A 24,449-nucleotide genomic window follows, 5' to 3' on the forward strand; every position below is an offset into this window, starting at 1 on the left:
ACCGATGACGCAAGGCGGCGCCCCTGCTCCGGGGGCGCCGCCTTGCGCTCAGGAACCGCAATGACCAAAGTCGACTTCTACATCCTGCCCAGCGCCGATCCCTCGGCCCGCCTGGACTTCGCCTGCAAGCTCAGCGAAAAGGCCTGGCGCATGGGTCACCGCATTTACCTGCATTGCAGCGATGCCGCCCAGCGCGATGACCTCGACGCGCGCCTGTGGGCGTTCAAGGGCGAAGCCTTCGTGCCCCACGGCCCCGCCGACAGCGAGCCGGACGGTGCGATCGTGCTGGGGCTGGGCGACGACTGCGGCCAGCACCAGGACTTGCTCGTCAACCTCGACCTGAAAGTCCCGCCCTTCGCCGGCCGGTTCGCCCGGGTGGCGGAAGTGGTGGTGGAGGATCCGGCGATCCGTCAGGCCGCGCGGGAGAGTTTCCGCTTCTACCGCGAACAGGGCTATCCTCTGCAAGACCACCGTTTACAGCGACTCTGAGTACGCCGATGGACACTCCAAAACCGCTGCAAAAGCCTGCGCACCTGCTGGACGACCTGGAGTCGATCCGTCAATTGCTCGGCGACGACAACCTGCAGCCGCCGCTGCTGACCGAGACGGTCACCGAAGGCGCACAGGAACAGATTCCGATGCTGTTCGAGGCCGTGGGCCCTGGCCCTGAAGCCATCGAGCCGCACGCCGCCCCAACGCCGGCTCCAGCCCCGGCGCCTGCCGCACCCGCACCGGCCGCCAAGGGCCCGGACGCCCTGCTGCACCTGGACAGCGAACTGCGCGCCGCCGCGCAGCTGATCATGCAAGACGTGATCGACGACTTCGCCCCGCACATCGAAACCGAGATCAAGCGCCGCCTCGAGGCGCGGATGGAACGGCTGGTCGCCGCAGCGTCGAGCGGCAAGCTCTAAGCAGCGAGCCAAAGCCGGATACCTTCTGAACCCACAGTTGCGCGAAGTCCACAGACATTAGCTTGCGGCTCGCAGCTTGTAGCTTGCCGCTGCCCCCCCCGCTATACTTCCCGGCTTTTCCTGAATAAATGCCAATAGGGTCCCGCCGCGCATGGATAAGACCTACCAGCCGCACGCCATTGAAACTTCCTGGTACAACACCTGGGAGTCCGAGAACTACTTCGCCCCGCAAGGCGCGGGCGACTCCTACACCATCATGATCCCGCCGCCGAACGTCACCGGCAGCCTGCACATGGGCCATGGCTTCAACAACGCGATCATGGACGCCCTGATCCGTTTCCGCCGCATGCAGGGCCGCAACACCCTGTGGCAGCCGGGCACCGACCACGCCGGCATCGCCACCCAGATGCTGGTGGAGCGCCAGCTCGAGGCCACCGGCCAGAACCGCCACGACCTGGGCCGCGAGAAATTCCTGGAGAAGGTCTGGGAATGGAAGGAACAGTCCGGCGGCAACATCAGCCGGCAGATCCGCCGCCTGGGCTCGTCCGTGGACTGGAGCCGCGAGCGCTTCACCATGGACGACGGTCTCTCCGAAGCGGTCAAGGAAGCGTTCGTGCGCCTGCACGAAGACGGCCTGATCTACCGCGGCAAGCGCCTGGTCAACTGGGACACCAAGCTGCACACGGCGATCTCCGACCTCGAAGTGGAGAACCACGACGAGAAAGGCTTCCTGTGGAACCTGAAGTACCCGCTGGCCGACGGCGCGAAGACCGCTGAAGGCAACGGTTTCCTGATCGTCGCCACCACCCGTCCGGAAACCATGCTCGGCGACTCCGCCGTGGCCGTGAACCCGAACGACGAGCGCTACAAGGCCCTGATCGGCAAGTTCGTCGAGCTGCCGCTGGTCGGCCGCCGCATCCCGATCATCGCCGACGACTACTGCGACCCCGAGTTCGGCACCGGCTGCGTGAAGATCACCCCGGCCCACGACTTCAACGACTACGAAGTCGGCAAGCGCCACAACCTGCCGCTGCTCAACATCTTCGACAAGAACGCCCACGTGCTGCCGGCAGCCCAGGCGTTCAACCTCGACGGCACCCTGAACGAGACCATCGACGGCAAGATCCCGGCCGAATACGCGGGCCTGGAGCGCTTCGAGGCGCGCAAGCAGATCGTCGCCGCGTTCGACGCCGCCGGCCTGCTGGTCAGCGTCGACGACCACAACCTGAAAGTGCCGAAGGGCGACCGCTCCGGCACCGTCATCGAGCCGTGGCTGACCGACCAGTGGTACGTCTCCACCAAGCCTCTGGCCGAGCCTGCGATCGCCGCCGTGGAAGACGGCCGCATCCAGTTCGTGCCCAAGCAGTACGAAAACATGTACTTCTCGTGGATGCGCGACATCCAGGACTGGTGCATCAGCCGTCAGCTGTGGTGGGGCCACCGGATCCCGGCCTGGTACGACGAGTCGGGCAAGGTCTACGTGGGCCGCGACGAAGCCGAGATCCGCGCCAAGCACAACCTGGGCGCCGACGTCGCGCTGCAGCAGGACAACGACGTGCTGGACACCTGGTTCAGCTCGGGCCTGTGGACGTTCTCCACCCTGGGCTGGCCGGAGAAGACCGAGTTCCTGAAGAAATTCCACTCCACCGACGTGCTGGTCACCGGCTTCGACATCATTTTTTTCTGGGTCGCCCGGATGATCATGCTGACGATGCACCTGATCAAGAACGAGGACGGCACGCCGCAGGTTCCGTTCAAGACCGTGTACGTGCACGGCCTGGTGCGTGACGGCCAGGGCCAGAAGATGTCCAAGTCCAAGGGCAACGTCCTGGATCCTTTGGACATCATCGACGGCATCGAGCTCGAAGCCCTGGTGCAGAAGCGCACCTCCGGCATGATGCAGCCCAAGCTGGCCAAGAAGATCGAGAAGCAGACCCGCGACGAGTTCGCCGACGGCATCGCCAGCTACGGCACCGACGCCCTGCGCTTCACCTTCTGCTCGCTGGCCTCCACCGGCCGCGACATCAAGTTCGACATGGGCCGCGTCGAAGGCTACCGCAACTTCTGCAACAAGATCTGGAACGCGGCGCGCTACGTCCTGGACAAGGGCGAAGACTGCGGCCAGAACGGCGAAGCCTACGAGCTGTCGCTGGCCGACCGCTGGATCATCTCGCAGCTGCAGCGCACCGAAGCCGAAGTGACCCGCCAGCTGGACCAGTTCCGTTTCGACCTCGCGGCGCAAGCGCTGTACGAGTTCATCTGGAACCAGTACTGCGACTGGTACCTGGAGCTGTCCAAGCCTGTACTGTGGGACGAGAACGCGCCGGTCGAGCGCCAGCGCGGCACCCGCCGCACATTGGTGCGCGTGCTGGAAGTGGCCCTGCGCCTGGCCCACCCGTTCATGCCGTTCATCACCGAAGAGATCTGGCAGCGCATCGCGCCGCTGGCGGGCATCCAGGGCAAGACCATCATGCTGCAGGCCTGGCCGGTGGCCAACGAAGCGCGCATCGATGCGGCGGCCGAAGACGACATCGAATGGCTCAAGGGCCTGATGCTCGGCACCCGCAATATCCGCGGCGAAATGAACATCGGCCCGGGCAAGCCGCTGCCGATCTACCTGAAGAACGTCAGCGCCGAAGACCAGCGCCGCCTGATCGAGAACGAAGCGCTGCTCAAGAAGCTGGCGCGCCTGGAATCGATCACCGTGCTGGCCGAAGGCGAAGAGGCGCCGCTGTCCGCCACCGCCCTGGTCGGCGAGATGGAAGTGCTGGTGCCGATGGCCGGCCTGATCGACAAGGACGCTGAACTGGCGCGCCTGGACAAGGAAATCCTGCGCCTGCAAGGCGAAGTCCAGCGCGTGGGCGGCAAGCTGTCCAACGCCGGTTTCGTCGACAAGGCCCCGGCCGAAGTCATCGAGAAGGAACGCGCCAAACTGGCCGAGGCCGAACAGGCCCTGGGCAAGCTGGCCGAGCAGCACGCGCGGATCGCCAGCCTGTAACGGCGCACCGCACCGAACGAGGGAGGCCCGCAACGGCCTCCCTTTTTCATGCCTGCGCATTTTGCGGGTGCCCCCGCCCTGCGCCGCCCGCATTGACGCCATCGCCAGCAGGCTGGCTTGCGCATGGGTTCTGCGGTGCATCCCAAACGGCGGGAGCCGGCCTGCCGGCGATGGCGTCAGTCAAAGCAACGCAGATATGGGACAATGCCTGCCACTTTCAGCCCTGCCCGAATCGATCACGCTCATGACCGCCCCACGAACGCCCAAGCCTGCGCGCAAGAAACCCCAGCCCACCCCCGCCGCGCCCAAGGAAAAGGCCAGCCTGCACCCGCGCAACCGCCATCAGGGCCGATACGACTTCCCGGCGCTGATCAAAAGCACGCCGGAGCTGGCGAAGTTCGTGATCATCAACCCGTACGGCAAGGAAAGCATCGACTTCGCCAGCCCCGACGCGGTGCGGGTGTTCAACCGGGCGTTGCTCAAGGCGTTCTACGGCATCGCCCATTGGGACATTCCCGCCGACTTCCTCTGCCCGCCGGTGCCGGGGCGCGCCGACTACGTGCATTTCCTCGCCGACCTGCTGGCCGAGGGCAATGACGGCACGATCCCCCGCGGCGCATCGGTCAAGGTGCTGGACGTGGGCGTGGGCGCCAACTGCATCTATCCGCTGATCGGCCACAGCGACTATCGCTGGCACTTCACCGGCTCGGACATCAACGCCACCGCCCTCGGCGCCGCCAGGGCGATCATCCAGGCCAACGGCCTGACCAAGGCGATCCAGGTCCGCCCGCAGGCCAACCCAAAGCACATCCTGACGGGCCTGCTGGCGGCCGACGAGCGCTTCGAGCTGACGATGTGCAACCCGCCCTTCCACGCGTCCATCGAGGAGGCCACCCGCGGCAGCTCGCGCAAATGGCGGGCGCTGGGCAAGGCCGATCCGAAGCGCAAACTGCCGGTGCTGAACTTCGGCGGCCAGGCGGCGGAACTGTGGTGCGAGGGCGGCGAGGCACGCTTCGTCACCCAACTGGTCAGCGAGAGCGCCCAGGTGGCGCAGCAGGTCTTGTGGTTCAGCACGCTGGTGTCGAAGGCGTCGAACCTGCCGGCGGTCCAGGCGGCGCTGAACAAGGCCGGCGCCCTGCAAAGCCGGGTGGTGGAGATGGGCCAGGGCCAGAAGCAGAGCCGCTTCGTCGCCTGGACGTTCCTGACCCAGGAGCAGCACCAGGCCTGGCGCCGGGCGCGCTGGAGCCAGGCCCCGGCGCACTAGCGCTTTTGGGCCGCCCACAAAAAAACCGTGCCCGGATCGCTCCGGCGCACGGTTTTTTTATCGCTGCGTCTTACTTGTTCACAGCGTCGGTCAGGCCTTTGGCCACAACCAGCTTGATCACTTTCTTGGCAGGGATTTCGATGGCTGCGCCAGTCGACGGGTTACGGCCGGTACGGGCAGGACGCTCGGTCACTTTCAGCTTGCCGATGCCTGGCAAGGTGATTTCGCCGCCGTTTTCCAGCTGATCGGCAACGATTTGGCCCAGTTGGTCCAGAGCGTTACGCGCGGTGGTTTTCGGCGCGTCGATAGCTTCGGCGATGTCGGCGATCAGTTGGTCTTTAGTAAGAGCCATTTGGTGTTCCTTCCCTATCAAATTCATATGGATTGCAGAGTGCAGTGTCAGCCATCGAGCCCGATCTTCTGGATCCGGCACCCTCGGCGATAACCACGACGAGTCGGGGTTATAGATGCCGAAATCAAGGTTTGGTTCGACCTGACAAAAGCTGAATGCATGCTTGTCGCGGTGACTTCGCGAAAGACCGGGCAAAACTAGCACAGAGACAAGGAAATATCCGCCTCTAGCTAGCCAAATGGTCAGGTTTATTGCGCTAAATCGGTAAAAAAATGCATAAGGGCCGTCCGATGGCCCGGTTTTGCCCTGCACCCCGCGCCAAAAGCGGCGGTTGGGGTACACTGGGCGCTTTTTCGGGGGTGCCCGCCCGCCTCCCCTCCAACAGCCGAGAAGCCCATGCCGATCCGTCACTGCATCGTCCACCTGATCGACAAAAAACCCGACGGCACCCCCGCGGTCCTGCATGCCCGCGACTCCGAACTGGCGGAGTCGGCGGCCATCGAGAACATGCTCGCCGACCTCAACGAAAGCTACAACGCCAAGCAAGGCAAGGCCTGGGGTCTGTTCCATCCGGAGTCCGGCGCATTTCCGTTCAGCGGCTGGCTGAAGGAGTACCTCGACGGCGGCCAGGACTTCACCGCGTTCAGCCGGGTGGCGGTGGAGCACCTGCAGAAGCTGATGGAAGAGTCCAACCTGTCGGTGGGCGGCCACGTGCTGTTCGCCCACTACCAGCAAGGCATGACCGACTACCTGGCCATCGCCCTGCTGCACCACAGCGAAGGCGTGGCGGTGACCGACGAGCTGGACGTGACCCCGTCGCGCCACCTCGACCTGGGCCAGTTGCACCTGGCGGCGCGGATCAACGTCTCCGAGTGGCAGAACAACAAGCAGTCCAAGCAGTACATCTCGTTCATCAAGGGCAAGAACGGCAAGAAGGTGTCGGAGTACTTCCGCGACTTCATCGGCTGCCAGGAAGGCGTCGACGGCCCGGGCGAGACCCGCACCCTGCTCAAGGCTTTCAGCGACTTCGTCGAAAGCGAGGACCTGCCCGAAGACTCCGCCCGCGAGAAGACCAAGGCCCTGGTGGACTACGCCAGCAGCCAGGCCAAGCTCGGCGAGCCGGTGGGCCTTGAAGAGCTGTCGGAGCTGATCGACGAAGACCGCCCGAAAGCGTTCTACGACCACATCCGCAACAAGGACTACGGCCTGTCGCCGGAGATTCCGGCGGACAAGCGCACCCTCAACCAGTTCCGTCGCTTCACCGGCCGCGCCGAAGGCCTGTCGATCAGCTTCGAGGCGCACCTGCTGGGCTCCAAGATCGAGTACGACGAAGAAGCGGGCACCCTGGTGATCAAGGGCCTGCCGACCTCGCTCACCGATCAGCTGAAGCGGCGCAACTGATGCTCGGCAACGTGCTGAAGAAGGTTCTGCTGGTGCTGCTGGTGGTCGTGGCCTACCAGCACTGGGGCAAGATCGAGCGGGTGTTCAACCCGTCGCAGATGCTCCCGGAGCAGGTTCGCGCCAACGCCCGGGTCGTGCTCTATTCCACCGACTGGTGCGGCTACTGCAAGCAGACCAAGCGCTTTCTCGACGGCAAGGGCATTGCGTTCACGGAATTCGACATCGAGAAGGACGCCGAAGCGCGCCAGGCCTATGAAGCCCTGGGCGGGCGCGGGATTCCGCTGATCGACGTCAACGGCACGCTGATCCGCGGCTTCGACCCGGACGAAATCCTCGCCGCCCTGAAATAGCGCTGCCCTTGCGGCTTTGCCCTTGTGGCGAGGGTGCTTGGTCCCTCGCCACACGTTGATCAGCGGGCCTCGATGCGGAACCCCAGCCGTGGGAAGTGCACATGCACCACCCCGGCCCGTGCGTCTTCGCGGCGCAGGATCAGCTCCTCAAGGCCGGCGAACACCAGCTCCCCTTCCACCGGATCCACACCGTAGTCCGTCGCCGCCACCACCACCCGCTGCCCTGCGCCGAACCCGTTCGGATCGGCAAACCCCTCGTCCGGCAACGCGGCCGGCGTCGCATGGCGCGCGACCTCCAGGGCCTCGTCGGCGCTCATCTCGCTCGCCGCGCCATGGCCGAAGCCCAGCACCCGCCCCAGCCAAGCGGCCACCGCCGGATAAGCATCCACCAGCGGCGCCGTCACATGCGTAGCCTTGAGGAACCACAGCGGATGCGCCAGGGCGAAGTCCGCCACCGACGGCTCGCCGAACAGGAAGTCACCCTGCTCGCGCTGCAATTGCTGCTCCAGGCGCGCCATGAGGGTCGGCCACTGATGCTTGGCCTGTTCGGCAGGCAGCCTCGTCGCGCTGCCGCCGCTGAACAGCCCGGCCCGGTCGGCCATAAACGCCTTGATCGCCTCCGGCGGCAACTTGCCGAAGCGCGCCGCCACCGACTCCGGCTGGAACACCAGGCTGACCGCGTGCGCAAACACCACCGAGTCGGCCCACGCGGCGAACCCGGCGACGACCATTTCCTGCCCCTCGGGAAAAAACGCCGGCAAGGCCTTTTCCTGCTCCAGGCGCCGGGCGATCAGGGCGGTGTCGCAATAGACGTCCGCACCGACCTGCAGCACCGGCGTCTTGCGGTAGCCGCCGGTGAGGGCGGTCAGGTCCGGTTTGGGCATCACTGGCGAGATGTGCACCGAACGCCAGGACAATCCCTTGAAACCCAAGAGCAGCCGGGCCTTTTCGGCGAATGGAGAAGCGGGGTAATGGTGAAGGATCAGCTCGGACATGCTCGGCTCCGCCGCACAGTAGGTGAATCCGCAGCTTAGCCTGCATTCGGATGGCAGCCTACGGATGCGGGCGACGGGAACCGATCAGTCAGATTGATAAGACGCCACCAGACACTCCTTGGCGCTTTTCCTGAGTTTCTTGATCAGCCGCTCCTGGCGCAGCGCATCGCCCTTGTCCCGGCAGCGCTCGGTGTAGACCAGCGCCATCGCCGGGCTGGACAGGAAGAACCGCGCGCCCTTGCCGCTCTGGTGCTTGGCGAAGCGGCGCACGGGATCGTCGCTGATCCCGCAGTACAGCGAACCGTTGGCCGCGCGGACGAGGTAGACGAACCAGGCCTTGGCCGCAGGCGCATCGGTGTCGACAGGGTTTTCGCTCAAGGTGGTCACGGGGGTGGTCGCAGGCCTGTGGGAAACAGGCCGCGATCTTATCAGCGGCCGGCCTGGAATGCCTTCAGCCCTTTGAGCGCCTGCGCGCGCACGGCGTTGGCCACTAGCGGCGTCCAGCCCAGCAGCAGGCCTTTGAAGCCCAGCGCCTGGCGCGACCAACGCCACAGGTCGAAACGGTCGTGATGCTCGCAGATCTTGCCGTCGCGGAACACGAACCGCGCCTGGATGTCATTGACCACCGTGTTGCCGGTCTGGCTGAACAGGTAGGTCGCCACCCAGTGGGCGCCGCCGCTGCGCTCGTCGGCGCGGACGTTGTCGAAGGTCAGGGAGAAGTCCTTGGCGCGGGTGGTGAGCATGCGCCACATGTCGCCGGCGTCGCGCCCGCGCAACTCACCGAAGGCCGGATCGCTGAACACCACGTCGTCGGTGTAGCAGGCGGCCATGGCCTCGGCGTCGAGGCGCTGGAAGGCCTGGTAGAAACGGGTGATCACGGCGCTGTTGGCTTCACTCACGGGCAAACTCCATGCTTAGGGACACAATGCCAGCACGATAATCTGCAAACGGGCGAAACACTATCGGCATTCGCACGCCGAATGCCTGAAACAAAACCTGTGGGAGCGGGCCTGCTGGCGGTGGCGTCCGTAACGACGCCACCAGGCCAACGGCTCAAAGCCTCTCGCTCTGCACCTGCACATACAGCGCCCGGCCGGCGCCGAGGCCGGCGAGGATCGCGCCCGCGCCGACGATGCCGAAGATCCAGCCCACCGCGTTCCAGCCACCGGTCCAGTCGTGCACCACGCCGACCGCGAACGGCCCCATCGACGCCAGGGTGTAGCCGAAGCCCTGGGACATGCTCGACAGGTTGGCCGCCACGTGGGAATCCCGCGAGCGCAGCACGATCAGCGTCAGCGCCAGGCTGAACGTGCCGCCCTGCCCCAGGCCCAGCAGGATCGCCCAGCCCCACAGGCCTTCGATCGGCGCATAGAGGCAGCCGAACAGGCCGCCGAGGGTCAGCGCCATCACCACCACGATCGCCAGGCGCTGATCCTTGCCGCGGGTGGCCAGCCACGGCGCGGCCAGGGAGCTGGCGAGCTGGATGATCACCGAACCGGACAGCACCAGGCCGGCCTGGGTCGGTGTCAGGCCGCGGCCGATCAGGATCGACGGCAGCCAGCCGAACACGATGTAGGCCAGCGACGATTGCAGGCCCATGTACAGGGTCACTTGCCAGGCCAGCGGATCGCGCAGCAGGCCGCGCACCCGGTAGGCGACGTGGTGCGCCCCCTGCTTCTGCCCCACCTGCGGCAGCCAGAACAGCGCCGCCGCCAGCGCCGGCACCACCCAGACGCCCAGCCCCAGGGCCCAGCTGTCGCCGAAGTGCTGGCTCAGCGGCACGGTCGAGCCCGCCGCCATCGCCGCCCCCAGGCACAACGCCATGGTGTACACGCCGGTCATGGTGCCGGCGTGGCGGGCGAAGTCGCGCTTGACGATGCCCGGCAGCAGCACGCCGATGATGCCGATGCTGGCGCCGCCCAGCACGCTGCCGGTGAACAGGCCGATCGAACCGAAGTTGCTCCGCAGGATGATGCCGCAGGCCAGGGTCAGCAGGATCCCCAGCACCACCCGCTCGGCGCCGAACCGTCGGGCCAGCACCGGCGCCAACGGGGCGAACAGCCCCAGGCAAAGCACCGGCAAGGTGGTCAGCAGCCCGGCCTGGGCCGCCGACAGGCCGAGGCTTTTCGACACCTCACCCAGCAGTGGCGCCATGCTCGACAGCGCCGGGCGCAGGTTCAGCGCCACCAGGATCAGCCCCAGCAGCAACAGCCACGGACGGCGCACCGCCGGGTGGCTCTGCTGCACCTGCGCGTCGTCGGCTTCGGCGTCGATCAACAGCTCTTCGAGCTCGGCCGTGCGTTTGGAGGGTGTGGACAACTCGCTGCGCGACATGGACTTCTCGGTTTCAAGGTTCATTGATCAACTGCCTCGACAAGGCTTTGGCCCGTTCCGGGTCGCGCTGTTCGACGGCATCGAGCAAGGCGATGTGCAGGTCGAACACTTCCTGGCGGCGCGGGACGATGTTCAGGGTCTGGCGCAGCTGCGCGCCGACGATGCTGGAGAAATAGCGGTACAGCTCGCTGAGGGTGGGGTTGTGCGCGGCGTCCACCAGGCGGCGGTGGAACACCAGGTCGCAGGCGATGTAGGTGTCCAGGTCGCCGTGGTAGTGGCAGCCGCTGACGCCGAGCGCCTCGCGCAATGCCGCCAGGTCTTCGTCGGTGCGGCGCAGCGCCGCCAGGCCGATGGCCTCGACTTCCAGGATGTGCCGGGTTTCCCGGGCCTGGTCCAGGGAGCAGCGCGACAGCGCCTTGAGCGCGTCCAGCGGATCGACCGCCGCCCGCAGGTAGCTGCCGTCGCCCTGACGGATCTCGATCAGCCCGGAGAACGCCAGCACGCGCATGGCTTCGCGCACCGTGTTGCGGCTGATGCCCAGCTCGGCGCACAGCTCGGGTTCGGTCGGCAGGCGCTGGCCTACCGTCCACACGCCGTCGTTGATGCGCTGGCGCAGCTGATCCACGGCCTGGTCGACCAGGGAGCGTTTGATCAAAGGAGAGGTGTCTGACATGGAATTCGCCCTGTCATCCAATCATGGGATGAATTTTCCGGACATGGTAATCAGCTGTTTCCCGGAGGACAACCCTCAATCGACGGGATGCCGAAACCGGTGTTCCGCTCCCCCTGCGGCGCCTCGGGTGACGCCATCGCCGGCGAGCCGGCTCCCACAGGACTCAAGGTGCATGAAGCTCCCGGGCACACCAAACAAACCTGTGGGAGCGGGCTTGCCCGCGATGAGGCCGGCCTATCCGACACCCCGGCGCCTGCCCCACCGCCATCGCCAGCAGGCTGGCTCCCACAAACACCGGGCAAAAATAAACCCGGAACACGTCCGGGTTCATTTCACCGCCAGCCGTCGATCAGTGCAGGATCTGGCTGAGGAACAGCTTGGTGCGGTCGTTCTGCGGGTTGTCGAAGAAGTCGTTCGGCGCGGCCTGTTCGACGATTTCGCCCTTGTCCATGAAGATCACGCGGTTGGCCACGGTGCGGGCGAAGCCCATTTCGTGGGTCACGCAGAGCATGGTCATGCCGTCTTCGGCCAGGCCGATCATGGTGTCGAGCACTTCCTTGACCATTTCCGGGTCGAGGGCCGAGGTCGGCTCGTCGAACAGCATGATCTTGGGTTTCATGCACAGCGCGCGGGCGATCGCCACACGCTGCTGCTGGCCGCCGGACAGCTGCCCCGGGTACTTGTTCGCCTGCTCCGGAATGCGCACGCGCTCCAGGTAGTGCATGGCGATTTCCTCGGCCTTGCGCTTGGGCATCTTGCGCACCCACATCGGCGCCAGCGTGCAGTTCTGCAGGATGGTCAGGTGCGGGAACAGGTTGAAGTGCTGGAACACCATGCCGACTTCGCGGCGGATCGCTTCGATCTGCTTGAGGTCGTTGGTCAGTTCCGTGCCGTCGACCACGATGCGGCCCTGCTGGTGCTCCTCCAGACGGTTGAGGCAGCGGATGGTGGTGGACTTGCCCGAACCGGACGGGCCGCACAGCACGATGCGCTCGCCCTGCCGCACGTTGAGGTTGATGTCCTTGAGCACGTGGAACTGGCCGTACCACTTGTTCACGCCCTGCATCTGGATGATGCCTTCGGCGCCCGCAGGCTTCTTGATTGCTTCGCTCATTTACACAGAACTCCTAACGCTTGTGGCCGGTGTCGAGCTTGCGTTCCAAATGCATGGAATAGCGCGACATGCCAAAACAGAAAATCCAGAACACCAGGGCGGCGAACACGTAGCCTTCGGTGGCCATGCCCAGCCATTTCGGATCGGCGGCGGCCTGCTTGACGCTGTTGAGCAGGTCGAAGAGGCCGATGATGATCACAAGGCTGGTGTCCTTGAACAAAGCGATGAAGGTGTTGACGATGCCGGGGATCACCAGCTTCAGGGCCTGCGGCAGGATCACCAGGCCCATCGCGCGCCAGTAGCCCAGGCCCATCGCGGCCGCGGCTTCGTACTGGCCCTTGGGGATCGCCTGCAGGCCGCCCCGCACCACCTCGGCCACGTAGGCCGACTGGAACAGGATCACGCCGATCAGCGCCCGCAGCAGCTTGTCGAAGTTCATGCCTTCGGGCAGGAATAGCGGCAGCATCACCGAGGACATGAACAGCACCGTGATCAGCGGCACGCCGCGCCAGAACTCGATGAAGGTCACGCAGACCACGCGGATCGCCGGCAGGTTGGAGCGCCGGCCCAGCGCCAGGAGGATCCCCAGCGGCAGCGCGCCGGCGATGCCGACGGTGGCGATCACCAGGGTCAGCATCAGGCCGCCCCACTGGCTGGTGGCGACGGTGGTCAGGCCGAACACGCCGCCGTGCAGCAGGCACCAGGCGATGATCGGATAGACGACCAGGAAGCTCAGGCCGTAGATCGCCTTGCGCGGGAAGCGCGAGACGAACAGCGGCGCCACGCCGATGACCGCCAGCCACACGGTCAGGTCCACGCGCCAGCGCAGCTCGGCCGGGTAGTAGCCGTACATGAACTGGCCGAAGCGCTGCTGGATGAACACCCAGCAGGCGCCTTCCTTGGTGCAGTCGGCGCGGGTGGTGCCGACCCAGTTGGCGTCCAGGATCGCCCAGTTGATCAGCGGCGGCACCACGAGGTAGATCAGGTAGAACGCGAACAGGGTCAGCAGGGTGTTGAGCCAGCTGGAGAACATGTTGGCGCGCATCCACGCCACCACGCCGATGCTGCTGCTCGGCGGGGGCATGTCGGGTTTGAAGGTATGAGTGCTCATGCGCTTTTCCTTACCGCTCGATCAGCGCAATGCGCTTGTTGTACCAGTTCATCAGCAGGGAAATGCTGATGCTGATCGCCAGGTACACGCTCATGGTGATGGCGATCACCTCGATGGCCTGGCCGGTCTGGTTGAGGACGGTGCCGGCGAACAGCGAAACCATTTCCGGGTAGCCGATGCCGGCCGCCAGGGACGAGTTCTTCGCCAGGTTCAGGTATTGGCTGGTCAGCGGCGGGATGATCACCCGCAGCGCCTGGGGAATGATCACCTTGCGCAGGGTCGGGCCGTTGCGCAGGCCCAGCGAACGGGCCGCTTCGGTCTGGCCGTGGCTGACCGACTTGATCCCCGAGCGCACGATCTCGGCGATGAACGCCGCGGTGTACACGGTCAGGGCCAGGGTCAGCGCCAGCAGTTCAGGGATGAGCACCCAGCCGCCGACGAAGTTGAAGCCCTTGAGCTGCGGCATCTCCCAGTGCAGCGGCGAGCCGAAGACCAGCGCGCACACGGCCGGGATCACCAGGAACAGGGCCAGGCCGACCCAGAACTTGTGGAACGGCTCGCCGGTTTCCTCGAAGCGCTTGGTGGCCCAGCGGCTCATGAACACGATGGCGACGATGGCCACCACGATGCTGACCGCGAACGGCCAGAAGCCGTCGGCGATCTGCGCCGCCGGCATGTTCAGGCCCCGGCTGCTGATGAAGAAGGTGTCGCCGAAGTTGTGGCTGTTGCGCGGCCCCGGCATGGTCAGGAACACCGCGAAGTACCAGAACAGGATCTGCAGCAGCGGCGGGATGTTGCGGAAGGTTTCCACATACACGGTCGCCAGTTTGCTGATGATCCAGTTCGGCGACAGCCGCGCCACACCGATGATGAAGCCCAGCAGGGTCGCCAGGATCACGCCGATGAAGGTCACCAGCAGGGTGTTGAGCAGGCCGATCACGAACACCCGTGCGTAACTGTCCGCTTCGGTATAGGAGATCAGGTGCTGAGCGATGCCGAACCCGGCGCTGCGCTCGAGGAAGTCGAAACCGGACGTGATGCCCCGGTGCTGAAGGTTGGTCTGGGTGTTGTCGAACAGGTACCAGCCCATCGAGACCACCGCCACGACGGTGATGATCTGAAACAGCCACGCACGCACTCGTGGATCGCTGAGGCTGAGCCTCTGCTTTGGTGCGCCGATTGAATTTTGCATGAAGTGCCCCGGAAAAAACTGGAACAGAACGTCACCCGGCGGTTGGCCCGCCGGGTGACAGAACCATTAGCGCACCGGTGGTGCGTACTGAATGCCGCCGGCGTTCCACAGCGCATTCAGGCCACGGTCGATTTCCAGCGGGGTGCTCTTGCCGAGGTTTTTCTCGAAGATCTCACCGTAGTTGCCGACCTGGGAAACGATCTTGACGACCCAATCCTTAGGCAGCTTCAGGTCCTTGCCGTACTCGCCGTCGGCACCCAGCAGGCGGGCGACGTCCGGGTTCTTGGTGGACTTGGCTTCTTCCAGCACGTTTTTCGAAGTGATGCCGGCCTCTTCGGTGTTGAGCAGCGCGTAGCCGACCCAACGCACGATCGCCAGCCACTCGTCGTCGCCGTTGCGCACGACCGGGCCCAGAGGCTCCTTGGAGATGGTTTCCGGCAGCACCACGTAGTCCTTCGGCGAAGCCAGCTTGCTGCGCTGGGCGAACAGCTGGGACTTGTCGGAGGTCAGCACGTCGCAACGGCCGGACTCCAGCGACTTGGCGCTTTCGTCGGAGGTGTCGAAGGTGATCGGGGTGTACTTCAGGCCGTTGGCGCGGAAGTAGTCGGACACGTTCAGTTCAGTGGTGGTGCCCGCCTGGATGCAGATGGTGGCGCCGTCCAGTTCCTTGGCGCTCTTGACGCCCAGTTTGTTGTTGGCCAGGAAGCCCACGCCGTCGTAGTAGGTGATGAAGCCCGGGAATTTCAGGCCCATGCCCGCGTCACGGGAACTGGTCATGGTGGTGTTGCGCGACAGGATGTCGATTTCGCCCGACTGCAGCGCAGTGAAGCGTTCCTTGGCGTTCAACTGGCTGAACTTGACCTTGTTCGCATCGCCGAACACGGCCGCGGCCACCGCGCGGCAGACGTCGGCGTCGATGCCGATGATCTTGCCGGTGGAGTCCGGTACGGAGAAGCCCGGCAGGCCGTCGCTCACGCCGCACTGCACGAAGCCTTTCTTCTGCACCGCATCCAGGGTTGCACCCGCCTGAGCGAACCCGCTGACGCCGAGGACTGCCGCAGCAGTCACGACCGCCAGAGTGGTTTTCAACATCTTCATTCAAACCTCCAGTTTTGCTCTTGTTGTGTCGGAGCTTGAGTCTTGTCGCACCCTTTTGAGGCGTTGTTGACCCGTGTTGGCTTTTTGTGGGGTCAACCGACGTAGGACCTTAGCCATGAGTCTAGTAGGAGAAAATCCACATAATGGACAACCTCACTTCTCACCAGTCGGCCGAACGGGCTGTAGCCCTTTCACGTTCGCTAAGCCCGTAGCGGCCTCTGGCGAACATCCATCACCGGATTCTTTACTGTCCCGCCCCCGTGCGTTCACTGATAGTGTTACCGCCGGGCCCGAGATCGATTGCACGTCTAGCTCATAGCAAAGCCCGTACCACACCGCCCCTTGAGGCGATGGAGCGACAGGTCAATAGCAAAACTTGTAACCTTGCGACATCTTCTTAACGGATAACCCTGGCGCGCACACGGATCACGCACCCGATGAGCGCGCCCGCACCCAATTGGAGCAGCCATGACCGAGCCCTTGATTCTTCAGCCCGAAAAGACCGCGGACGCCTGCGTGATCTGGCTGCACGGCCTGGGCGCCGACCGTTACGACTTTCTGCCGGTGGCCGAGGCCCTGCAGGAAACCCTGCTGACCACCCGTTTCGTCCTGCCCCAGGCGCCGACCCGCGCCGTGACGATCAATGGCGGATATGCCATGCCCAGCTGGTACGACATCAAGGCGATGACCCCGGCCCGGGCCATCGACCGCGACCAACTGGAAGCGTCCGCCGACCGTGTCATCGAACTGATCGAATCGCAGAAAGCCTCCGGAATAGACGCTTCGCGGATCTTCCTCGCCGGGTTTTCCCAAGGGGGCGCGGTGGTCTACCACACCGCCTTCCTGAAATGGCAGGGGCCGCTGGGCGGCGTGCTGGCGCTTTCGACGTACGCCCCGACCTTCAGCGACGAACTGGAGCTGTCCGCCAGCCAGCAGCGCGTTCCCGTGCTGGCGCTGCACGGCCAGTTCGACAACGTGGTGCAGAACTCGATGGGACGCACGGCGTACGAGTACCTGAAGGCCCATGGTGTCACCGTGACATGGCAGGAATACCCAATGGAGCACGAAGTGTTACCCGAGGAAATCCGCGACATCGGCACCTGGCTGGGCGAACGCCTGCGCTGATCGATTCCGCGACTTCGGCCGCACGCCGCGGCCCTTTGATCAGCCCACTACGCCGCGCCCGATTCTTGCATTACACTGGCCGGCGTACATTCCTTAACCAATTGATGAGACGACCGTGCTCAAAGCACTCAAGAAAATGTTCGGCAAAAGCGAGGCTGAGCAGCTCGCGCCTGCCGCCGGCGCACCGTCGCCCGCCTCCGCCCCCCGCAGCGACATCCGTCCGGCCGACCGCCCCGCTCCCGCAGCGGCCGCCAAACCCGAACCGAAACCGGCGACCCCGGCAGCCAAGGCCGGCGAACCGGCCCCAAGCCCCGAGCCGAAACCGGCCAGGCCGCGCCGCGAACCCAAGCCCAAGGCACCGGTGATCCCCTGGAAACTCGAGGACTTCGTCGTCGAACCCCAGGAAGGCAAGACCCGCTTCCACGACTTCAGGCTCGCCCCGGAACTGATGCACGCCATCCAGGACCTGGGCTTCCCTTATTGCACGCCGATCCAGGCCCAGGTGCTGGGTTACACCCTCGCCGGCAAGGACGCCATCGGCCGCGCCCAGACCGGCACCGGCAAGACCGCCGCGTTCCTGATCTCGACCATCACCCAGTTGCTGCAGACCCCGCCGCCGAAAGAGCGCTACATGGGCGAGCCCCGGGCGCTGATCATCGCCCCGACCCGCGAGCTGGTGGTGCAGATCGCCAAGGACGCCCAGGACCTGACCAAGTACACCGGCCTGAACGTGATGAGCTTCGTCGGCGGCATGGACTTCGACAAGCAGCTCAAGCAGCTCGAGGCCCGCCACTGCGACATCCTGGTCGCCACGCCGGGCCGCCTGCTGGACTTCAACCAGCGCGGCGACGTGCACCTGGACATGGTCGAGGTGCTGGTGCTGGACGAAGCCGACCGCATGCTCGACATGGGCTTCATCCCGCAGGTGCGCCAGATCATCCGCCAGACCCCGCCCAAGAGCGAGCGCCAGACCCTGCTGTTCTCCGCCACCTTCACCGACGACGTGATGAACCTGGCCAAGCAGTGGACCACCGACCCGGCCATCGTCGAGATCGAAGCCGAGAACGTGGCCAACGCCAACGTCGAACAGCACATCTATGCGGTCGCCAGCGCCGACAAGTACAAGCTGCTGTACAACCTGGTCAACGACAACGGCTGGGAACGGGTGATGGTGTTCGCCAACCGCAAGGACGAAGTGCGGCGCATCGAGGAACGCCTGGTGCGTGACGGCGTCAACGCCGCGCAGCTGTCCGGCGACGTGCCGCAGCACAAGCGCATCAAGACCCTGGAAGGCTTTCGCGAAGGCAAGATCCGCGTGCTGGTGGCCACCGACGTGGCCGGCCGCGGCATCCACATCGACGGCATCAGCCACGTGATCAACTTCACCCTGCCGGAAGTGCCGGACGACTACGTGCACCGCATCGGCCGCACCGGCCGGGCCGGCGCCGACGGCGTGTCGATCAGCTTCGCCGGCGAGGACGACTCCTACCAGCTGCCGTCCATCGAGGCGCTGCTGGGCCGCAAGATCAGCTGCGAAATGCCGCCGACCCACTTGCTGCGGGCGGTCGAGCGCAAGCGGCCGCACTGAGCGACCCCATGAGAAAGGCGCAGCCGGCGACGGACTGCGCCTTTTTTTTTCGCCCGGAGATTGCCGACAAGATATAAAAGTCCATAATGGACAAATTAGTTTAATAACAATCCCCGGAGCCCGACATGACCTGCACGCCCCAAGTGATCGACCAAACCCAGGCCCGCGCGCTGCTGGCCCGGCTCGACGTGCCGCAGATCATGCGCAAGCTGTTCCGCGACCTCGCCGCCGGGCAGGCGGTGCAACCGGCCCAGCAACTGGTGGAGTTTCCCCAGGGCGCCGGGGATTTCATCAACTACCTGGGCGTACTGGCCGAGGACGGCGTGTACGGGGTCAAGACCTCGCCGTACATCGTCCGCGAACAAGGCCCGCTGGTGACCGCCTGGACGCTGCTGATGTCGATGCAGACCGGCCAGCCGCTGCTGCTGTGCGATGCCGGTGAGCTGACCACCGCCCGCACCGCCGCCACCACCGCCGTGGCGGTCGACGCCCTGGCCCCGGCGGACGCCCGGCGCCTGGCGATCATCGGCAGCGGCAAGGTGGCCCAGGCCCACCTGCAATACGTCCAGGCGCTGCGCGATTGGCAGCACGTCAGCCTGTACGCGCCCAGCCTCGCCGGGGAACCGGACACCGTCGCCCGCTTCAAGGCCCTCGCCCCGCGCCTGACCGTGGCCGACAGCCGCGAAGCCGCGGTCGCCGGGGCGGACGTGATCCTGCTCTGCACCTCGTCGGCGGGACCTGTGATCGACCCGGCCAGCCTGAACAAGCCGGCGCTGATCACCTCGATCAGCACCAACGCGCCCCGCGCCCACGAGGTGCCGCCGCACAGCCTCAACGATATGCAGGTGTTCTGCGACTATCGCCAGACCACACCGGGCTCGGCGGGCGAAATGCTGATCGCCGCCGAACGGCACGGTTGGGATCGCACCCAGATCGTCGGCGACCTGGCCGACCTGCTCAGCGGCAAGGTGCAGCGTCCCGGCTACGGGCGCCACGTGTTCTTCCGCTCCATCGGCCTGGGGCTGGAGGACATCGCCGTGGCCAATGCGCTCCACCGCCTGCAACCCTGACACCGCAGTCCCTGTGCGCATCCGGCCCCGATGCGGCGGTTGCGCCGCCATCGCCAGCAGGCCGGCCCCCACAGGGGAACCGCTGACTTACCGATATTGCGCCTTACCGGAGATTTTTCATGAGCCAGGCAGACTTCATCATCATCGGCGGCGGCATCGCCGGCGCGTCCACCGGTTTCTGGCTGTCGCCCCACGCCAAGGTGGTCGTGCTGGAGCGTGAGTCGCACCCGGCCTATCACTCCACCGGCCGTTCCGCCGCCCTGTTCACCGCCGCCTACGGCACCCCGCAGGTACGGGCGCTGACCCTGGCCAGCCGCGACTTCTTCGACACGCCGCCGGGCGGCTTCTGCGAGCATCCGCTGCTGACCCCGCGCGGCGAAATGACCGTGGACTTCACCGGCGACCCCGCCGAACTGAACAACCAATACCTCAGCGCCAAGGCCACGGTGCCGCAGATGCAACTGCTCAGCGCCGACGAGGCCTGCACGCGGCTGCCGATCCTGCGCCGGGAGAAAGTCCACGGCGCGCTCTACGACCCCACCGCCAGCGACATCGACACCGACGCCCTGCACCAGGGCTACCTGCGCGGCATCCGCCGCAACAACGGCCAGGTGCACACCGACTGCGAAGTGCTGGGCCTGACCCGCGGCGCCGACGGCCTGTGGCAGGTGCAGACCAACGGCCAGACCTTCAGCGCCCCCGTGGTGATCAACGCCGCCGGGGCCTGGGCCGACAAGATCGGCGCGCTGGCCGGCGCCGCGCCGCTGGGCCTGCAGCCCAAACGCCGGGCCGCGTTCATCTTCGCCGGCCCCGAAGGCGTGGACATCCATCACTGGCCGATGCTGGTCAGCCTCGACGAATCGTTCTACATGAAGCCCGACGCCGGCATGTTCCTCGGCTCGCCGGCCAACGCCGACCCCGTCGAACCCCACGACGTGCAGCCCGAAGAGCTGGACATCGCCATGGGCATCTACCAGATCGAGGAAGCCACCACCCTGACCATCCGCCGCCCGACCCGCACCTGGGCCGGCCTGCGCAGCTTCGTGGCCGACGGCGACCTGCTGGCCGGTTTCGACCCGCAGGTACCGGGGCTGTTCTGGGTCGCGGCCCAGGGCGGCTACGGCATCCAGACCTCGCCGGCCATGGGCCAGGCCAGCGCCGCGCTGGTGCGCGGCCTGCCGCTGCCTGAACAACTGGGCCGGTTCGGCCTGACCGCCGCCATGCTGTCCCCCGCCCGCCTCGCCTGACCGGCCGTGCGGATGACGCGCCCGACGGATTGCGGCACACTCGCAGCGCCCCCTGCCCACGGGGGCGTTGACGTTGCCTGGAGCTCCACTGACATGACCGCCCCTGAACCCTCACTTGCACCGAACGACGCCGCGATGGACAACTACCGCGCCATCGCCGACGCCATCGCCACGCTGTTTTTCCCCCACGCCGAAGTGGTGCTGCACGACCTGCGCACGCAGAAGGTCGACTACATCGCCAACAACCTGTCGAAACGGGACATCGGCGACGACTCGGCGCTGGAGGACATGCTCGGCGACGACACCGGCGAGCGGAACATCGGCCCGTACGAGAAGCTCAACTGGGACGGCCAGAAGATCCGCAGCCTGAGCACGGTGCTGCGGGACGGCCAGGGGCAGCCGCTGGCGGTGCTGTGCATCAACCTGAACATTTCCCTGTTCGAGAACGCCAAGGCGGCGCTGGACCTGTTCCTGTCGCCGAGCAAGCTGATCCCGCAGCCGGACTCGCTGTTCCGCGACGACTGGCAGGAGCGGATCAACACCTTCCTGCACAGCTGGCTGCGCGAACGGCAACTGAGCCTGAACGTGCTGACCCGCGACCACAAGCGCGAGCTGGTGCTGGCCCTGCACGCCGAGGGCGCGTTCAAAGGCAAGAGCGCCTCGAACTACGTGGCCAATGTGCTGAACATGGGGCGGGCGACGGTGTACAAGCACCTGAAGGAACTGAAGGGCTGAAGACCTGCGCCGTTTGTTCCGGCCGCATCGCTGGCAAGCCAGCTCCCACAGCCCCGCGCCGCACACAAAACATGTGATCACCGCCGAACCTGTGGGAGCGGGCTTGCCCGCGAAGGCGGACGGCCTCATCCCTGGCAGGCCAGCTCCCACAGCCCCGCGCCGCACACAAAACATGTGATCACCGCCGAACCTGTGGGAGCGGGCTTGCCCGCGATGGCGGACGGTCTCATCCCTGGCAAGCCAGCTCCCACAGGTCTCGCGCCGCACATAAAACATGTGATCACCGCCGAACCTGTGGGAGCGGGCTTGCCCGCGATGGCGGGCGGCCTCATCCCTGGCAGGCCAGCTCCCACAGCCCCGCGCCGTACACAAAACATGTGATCACCGCCGAACCTGTGGGAGCGGGCTTGCCCGCGATGGCGGACGGTCAGTCGCCGTAGATGTCGGACTTGAAGTACTTCTCGGAAATCTTCTGGTACTCGCCGCTGGCGCGGATGCCGTCGATGGCGCTGTTCAGCTGGCTGACCAGCTCGGCGTTGCCCTTGCGCACCGCGATCCCCGCGCCCTCGCCCACGTATTTCGGATCCTTGAGCTCCGGCCCGACGAACGCATAGCCCTTGCCGCGCGGCATCGACAGGAAGTCGGTCAGCGGGATGGTGTCGGCGAAGATCGCGTCGAGGCGCCCGGCCGCCAGGTCCATGTAGATCTCTTCGTTGTTGCCGTAGCGCTTGACGGTGATGCCCTTGGGCTCGAACACCTCGGTGGCGTAGCGGTCGGTGGTGGTCGCGCGCTGCACGCCGACGGTCTTGCCCTTGAGGCTGGCGTACTGGTCATCGACGACCGCGCCTTCCTTCATCACCAACCGCGAGGAGGTGAAGTAGTACTTGTGGGTGAAGTCCACCGACTTCTTACGGTCTTCGTTGATGGTCATGGACGACAGCGCCATGTCGATCTTCTTCACTTTCAGCGAAGGGATCAGGCCGTCGAATTCGCCCTCGACCCACACGCACTTGACCTGCATCTGCGCGCACAGGGCATTGCCGATGTCGTAGTCGAAACCGACGATCTCGCCCTTGTCGGTCTTGGAGGCGAACGGCGGGTAGGCCGCCTCGATGCCGATGCGCAAGGTCTTCTCGGCGGCGAACGCGCTGCTGCACGCCAACAGGCTCAGCGCCAGACCGGTGATGAGGGGGAGTTTCTTCATGTTCGTTCTCTCGCGGTTGTTGTTGGTTTGGCAAGACAGGAGAAAGAGATGAAACGGGGGGAACGCCTTTTTTGTACTTGTGAATCCATACTGGACTTTTATGTACATAGCGTCAATCGCGCAGAAGGGGTCGCATCCGGCCGGCGGTCGGGTGATGAATCAGGGTTGATCGCGGTGCTGCAGAGGGCGCCATCGCCAGCAGGCTGGCTCCCCAGAGGATTCCGGTTGTCCGCAGCATCCCTGCACACCACAAAACCTTGTGGGAGCTTGCCTGCAAGCGATGAGGCCGGCACTGCCGACATCTCTGTTGCCTGACCTACCGCCATCGCTGGCAAGCCAGCTCCCACAGGGGAACGCATTCCAGAGCCTACTTGCGATGGCGGACGAAAGAACGATGCCGGATCTACTTTTTCCAGCGCTCGGCCGCCGCATGGTCGCTGGCGCGACCTTCGACCCAGCGCGGGCCTTCGGCGGTGTTTTCCTTCTTCCAGAACGGGGCGCGGGTCTTGAGGTAGTCCATGACGAAGGCGCAGGCGTCGAACGCCGCCTGGCGATGGGCGCTGGCGGCGCCGACGAACACGATCGGCTCGCCCGGCTCCAACGCGCCGATGCGGTGCAGCACCTCCAGCTTCAGCAGCGGCCAGCGCTGCGCGGCCTCGTCGGCGATCTTGGCCAGGGCCTTTTCGGTCATGCCCGGATAGTGCTCCAGGAACATCCCGGCCACGTCGAGCCCGTCGTTGAAGTCACGCACATAGCCGACGAAGCTCACCACCGCGCCGACACCGACGTTGGCCGCGTGCATCGCATTGACTTCGGCGCCCGGCTCGAACGGTTCGGGCTGCACACGGATGCCCATGGCTCAGCCTCCGGTCACGGTGGGGAAGAACGCCACTTCATCGCCCTCGGCCACCGGCTCGTCGAGCTGGCAGAGGTCTTCGTTGCGTGCGCACATCAGGTTCTGTTCGCCCAGCACCTCGAAGCCGTCGCGCTGGGCCAGCAGTGCGCGCACGTCATCGACGGTGCCGAAGTTGCCCTCGACCCTGATCGAGTCCTCGCCGACCGCTTCGCGGTAGCGGGCAAAAAACTTTACGGTCAGGTTCATGGCTGCTCCGCCTGGTAGTGCCCGCTCTTGCCGCCGAGCTTTTCCAGCAGGCGCACGCTTTCGATGGTCATGCCGCGGTCCACGGCCTTGCACATGTCATAGATGGTCAGGGCAGCGACGCTGGCGGCGGTCAGCGCCTCCATCTCGACGCCGGTCTGGCCCGACAGCTTGCAGCGGGCTTCGATGCGCACGGTGTCGTCACCTTCGGCACTGAGCTCGACCTTCACGCCGGTCAGCATCAGCGGGTGGCACAGCGGGATCAGATCGCTGGTCTTCTTCGCCGCCTGAATGCCGGCGATGCGCGCCACGGCGAACACGTCGCCCTTGGGATGGCCGCCGCTGACGATCATCCGCAGCGTGTCGGGCAGCATGCGCACCAGCGCTTGGGCCGTCGCCTCGCGGAACGTCACGGCCTTGTCGGTGACGTCGACCATGTTGGCGCGGCCTTGGGAATCGAGATGGGTCAGCACTAGGCCTCCTTGAGGCAGCTACAAGCGACAAGCTACGAGCGGCAAGTGAAAAGCGCTGTAGGCTGTAGATATGGAAGCCAGCATTTAAGCAGCCGAAAGCCGCAAGCTTCAAGCG

The 24,449-nt window shown here is 65.5% G+C and carries 25 protein-coding genes; 11 read left to right on the forward strand and 14 right to left on the reverse strand.

Annotated elements, in window-relative coordinates:
- Nucleotides 1-60: 60 nt before the first annotated feature.
- From KVG96_RS19650 to rlmF, 4 genes are all read left to right on the forward strand, one after another.
- Nucleotides 61-489, forward strand: coding sequence for a DNA polymerase III subunit chi (locus tag KVG96_RS19650; RefSeq protein ID WP_217893548.1), 429 nt, complete (start codon nucleotides 61-63; stop codon nucleotides 487-489).
- A gap of 8 nt (nucleotides 490-497) precedes the next feature.
- Nucleotides 498-911: a DNA polymerase III subunit chi gene (locus KVG96_RS19655; RefSeq protein ID WP_217893549.1), complete on the forward strand. Its 414-nt coding sequence runs from the start codon at nucleotides 498-500 to the stop codon at nucleotides 909-911.
- 151 nt (nucleotides 912-1,062) lie between these two features.
- Nucleotides 1,063-3,909, forward strand: coding sequence for a valine--tRNA ligase (locus tag KVG96_RS19660; protein ID WP_217893550.1), 2,847 nt, complete (start codon nucleotides 1,063-1,065; stop codon nucleotides 3,907-3,909).
- A gap of 244 nt (nucleotides 3,910-4,153) precedes the next feature.
- Nucleotides 4,154-5,173, forward strand: a complete 1,020-nt coding sequence (rlmF, locus tag KVG96_RS19665; RefSeq protein WP_217893551.1) for a 23S rRNA (adenine(1618)-N(6))-methyltransferase RlmF — start codon at nucleotides 4,154-4,156, stop codon at nucleotides 5,171-5,173.
- Nucleotides 5,174-5,243: 70 nt separating this feature from the next.
- Here the strand turns inward: rlmF and KVG96_RS19670 are convergent, their stop codons facing one another.
- The gene (locus KVG96_RS19670; protein ID WP_003221909.1) at nucleotides 5,244-5,525 is read right to left on the reverse strand and encodes an HU family DNA-binding protein; all 282 of its coding nucleotides are present in this window, start codon (nucleotides 5,523-5,525) and stop codon (nucleotides 5,244-5,246) included.
- A 396-nt stretch (nucleotides 5,526-5,921) separates the two neighbouring features.
- Between KVG96_RS19670 and yejK the strand changes: the two genes are divergently transcribed.
- Together yejK and KVG96_RS19680 are read left to right on the forward strand one after the other, a co-directional pair.
- Nucleotides 5,922-6,926 (forward strand): nucleoid-associated protein YejK, encoded by a 1,005-nt coding sequence (gene yejK / locus KVG96_RS19675; RefSeq protein ID WP_085578829.1) that lies wholly within the window; start codon nucleotides 5,922-5,924, stop codon nucleotides 6,924-6,926.
- The gene (locus tag KVG96_RS19680) at nucleotides 6,926-7,276 is read left to right on the forward strand and encodes a glutaredoxin family protein (RefSeq protein ID WP_217893552.1); all 351 of its coding nucleotides are present in this window, start codon (nucleotides 6,926-6,928) and stop codon (nucleotides 7,274-7,276) included. The genes yejK and KVG96_RS19680 overlap by 1 nt, the downstream gene beginning before the upstream one ends.
- 59 nt (nucleotides 7,277-7,335) lie before the next feature.
- On the opposite strand, the gene KVG96_RS19685 is transcribed toward KVG96_RS19680, so the two are convergent.
- The 9 genes from KVG96_RS19685 to KVG96_RS19725 all read right to left on the reverse strand — a co-directional run bounded on the left by KVG96_RS19685 (nucleotide 7,336) and on the right by KVG96_RS19725 (nucleotide 15,793).
- Entirely contained in the window at nucleotides 7,336-8,271 is a 936-nt protein-coding gene (locus KVG96_RS19685; RefSeq protein WP_217893553.1) for a glutathione S-transferase family protein, read from the reverse strand.
- An 84-nt stretch (nucleotides 8,272-8,355) separates the two neighbouring features.
- On the reverse strand, nucleotides 8,356-8,658 hold the full coding sequence (locus tag KVG96_RS19690; RefSeq protein WP_085631621.1) for a GIY-YIG nuclease family protein: 303 nt from the start codon (nucleotides 8,656-8,658) through the stop codon (nucleotides 8,356-8,358).
- 41 nt (nucleotides 8,659-8,699) lie between these two features.
- A complete protein-coding gene (locus KVG96_RS19695) occupies nucleotides 8,700-9,170 on the reverse strand; it encodes a nuclear transport factor 2 family protein (RefSeq protein WP_085578820.1) in 471 nt (156 codons plus the stop codon).
- A gap of 154 nt (nucleotides 9,171-9,324) precedes the next feature.
- Nucleotides 9,325-10,629 (reverse strand): CynX/NimT family MFS transporter, encoded by a 1,305-nt coding sequence (locus tag KVG96_RS19700; protein WP_217893554.1) that lies wholly within the window; start codon nucleotides 10,627-10,629, stop codon nucleotides 9,325-9,327.
- Nucleotides 10,619-11,278 carry a FadR/GntR family transcriptional regulator gene (locus tag KVG96_RS19705; protein ID WP_085631623.1) on the reverse strand — a complete coding sequence of 220 codons (660 nt, stop codon included), beginning with the start codon at nucleotides 11,276-11,278 and terminating at the stop codon, nucleotides 10,619-10,621. Before KVG96_RS19705 ends, KVG96_RS19700 begins: the two co-directional genes overlap by 11 nt.
- A 349-nt stretch (nucleotides 11,279-11,627) precedes the next feature.
- Nucleotides 11,628-12,392 carry an amino acid ABC transporter ATP-binding protein gene (locus tag KVG96_RS19710; RefSeq protein ID WP_085578814.1) on the reverse strand — a complete coding sequence of 255 codons (765 nt, stop codon included), beginning with the start codon at nucleotides 12,390-12,392 and terminating at the stop codon, nucleotides 11,628-11,630.
- A gap of 13 nt (nucleotides 12,393-12,405) precedes the next feature.
- Nucleotides 12,406-13,503 carry an amino acid ABC transporter permease gene (locus tag KVG96_RS19715; protein ID WP_217893555.1) on the reverse strand — a complete coding sequence of 366 codons (1,098 nt, stop codon included), beginning with the start codon at nucleotides 13,501-13,503 and terminating at the stop codon, nucleotides 12,406-12,408.
- A gap of 10 nt (nucleotides 13,504-13,513) precedes the next feature.
- Nucleotides 13,514-14,695, reverse strand: coding sequence for an amino acid ABC transporter permease (locus KVG96_RS19720; protein ID WP_217893556.1), 1,182 nt, complete (start codon nucleotides 14,693-14,695; stop codon nucleotides 13,514-13,516).
- Between the two features lie 66 nt (nucleotides 14,696-14,761).
- Nucleotides 14,762-15,793 carry an amino acid ABC transporter substrate-binding protein gene (locus tag KVG96_RS19725; protein ID WP_217893557.1) on the reverse strand — a complete coding sequence of 344 codons (1,032 nt, stop codon included), beginning with the start codon at nucleotides 15,791-15,793 and terminating at the stop codon, nucleotides 14,762-14,764.
- A 468-nt stretch (nucleotides 15,794-16,261) separates the two neighbouring features.
- On the opposite strand from KVG96_RS19725, the gene KVG96_RS19730 reads away from it, so the two are divergent.
- The 5 genes from KVG96_RS19730 to KVG96_RS19750 all read left to right on the forward strand — a co-directional run bounded on the left by KVG96_RS19730 (nucleotide 16,262) and on the right by KVG96_RS19750 (nucleotide 21,558).
- On the forward strand, nucleotides 16,262-16,918 hold the full coding sequence (locus tag KVG96_RS19730; RefSeq protein ID WP_217893558.1) for an alpha/beta hydrolase: 657 nt from the start codon (nucleotides 16,262-16,264) through the stop codon (nucleotides 16,916-16,918).
- Between the two features lie 136 nt (nucleotides 16,919-17,054).
- A complete protein-coding gene (rhlB, locus tag KVG96_RS19735) occupies nucleotides 17,055-18,506 on the forward strand; it encodes an ATP-dependent RNA helicase RhlB (protein WP_217894253.1) in 1,452 nt (483 codons plus the stop codon).
- A 125-nt stretch (nucleotides 18,507-18,631) separates the two neighbouring features.
- On the forward strand, nucleotides 18,632-19,576 hold the full coding sequence (locus KVG96_RS19740) for an ornithine cyclodeaminase family protein (RefSeq protein WP_217893559.1): 945 nt from the start codon (nucleotides 18,632-18,634) through the stop codon (nucleotides 19,574-19,576).
- A gap of 119 nt (nucleotides 19,577-19,695) precedes the next feature.
- Complete coding sequence (locus KVG96_RS19745) at nucleotides 19,696-20,823, forward strand: NAD(P)/FAD-dependent oxidoreductase (protein ID WP_217893560.1); 1,128 nt, start codon at nucleotides 19,696-19,698, stop codon at nucleotides 20,821-20,823.
- Between the two features lie 93 nt (nucleotides 20,824-20,916).
- On the forward strand, nucleotides 20,917-21,558 hold the full coding sequence (locus KVG96_RS19750; RefSeq protein ID WP_217893561.1) for a helix-turn-helix transcriptional regulator: 642 nt from the start codon (nucleotides 20,917-20,919) through the stop codon (nucleotides 21,556-21,558).
- Between the two features lie 427 nt (nucleotides 21,559-21,985).
- Here the strand turns inward: KVG96_RS19750 and KVG96_RS19755 are convergent, their stop codons facing one another.
- From KVG96_RS19755 to moaC, 4 genes are all read right to left on the reverse strand, one after another.
- On the reverse strand, nucleotides 21,986-22,762 hold the full coding sequence (locus tag KVG96_RS19755; protein ID WP_217893562.1) for an ABC transporter substrate-binding protein: 777 nt from the start codon (nucleotides 22,760-22,762) through the stop codon (nucleotides 21,986-21,988).
- Nucleotides 22,763-23,165: 403 nt separating this feature from the next.
- Complete coding sequence (moaE, locus tag KVG96_RS19760) at nucleotides 23,166-23,618, reverse strand: molybdopterin synthase catalytic subunit MoaE (RefSeq protein WP_217893563.1); 453 nt, start codon at nucleotides 23,616-23,618, stop codon at nucleotides 23,166-23,168.
- 3 nt (nucleotides 23,619-23,621) lie between these two features.
- Entirely contained in the window at nucleotides 23,622-23,864 is a 243-nt protein-coding gene (locus tag KVG96_RS19765) for a MoaD/ThiS family protein (RefSeq protein WP_217893564.1), read from the reverse strand.
- Nucleotides 23,861-24,334: a cyclic pyranopterin monophosphate synthase MoaC gene (moaC, locus tag KVG96_RS19770; RefSeq protein ID WP_217893565.1), complete on the reverse strand. Its 474-nt coding sequence runs from the start codon at nucleotides 24,332-24,334 to the stop codon at nucleotides 23,861-23,863. Before moaC ends, KVG96_RS19765 begins: the two co-directional genes overlap by 4 nt.
- Between the last annotated feature and the right edge of the window lie 115 nt (nucleotides 24,335-24,449).

The sequence above is a fragment of the Pseudomonas ekonensis genome, assembly GCF_019145435.1.
Classification (GTDB): Bacteria; Pseudomonadota; Gammaproteobacteria; order Pseudomonadales; family Pseudomonadaceae; genus Aquipseudomonas; species Aquipseudomonas ekonensis.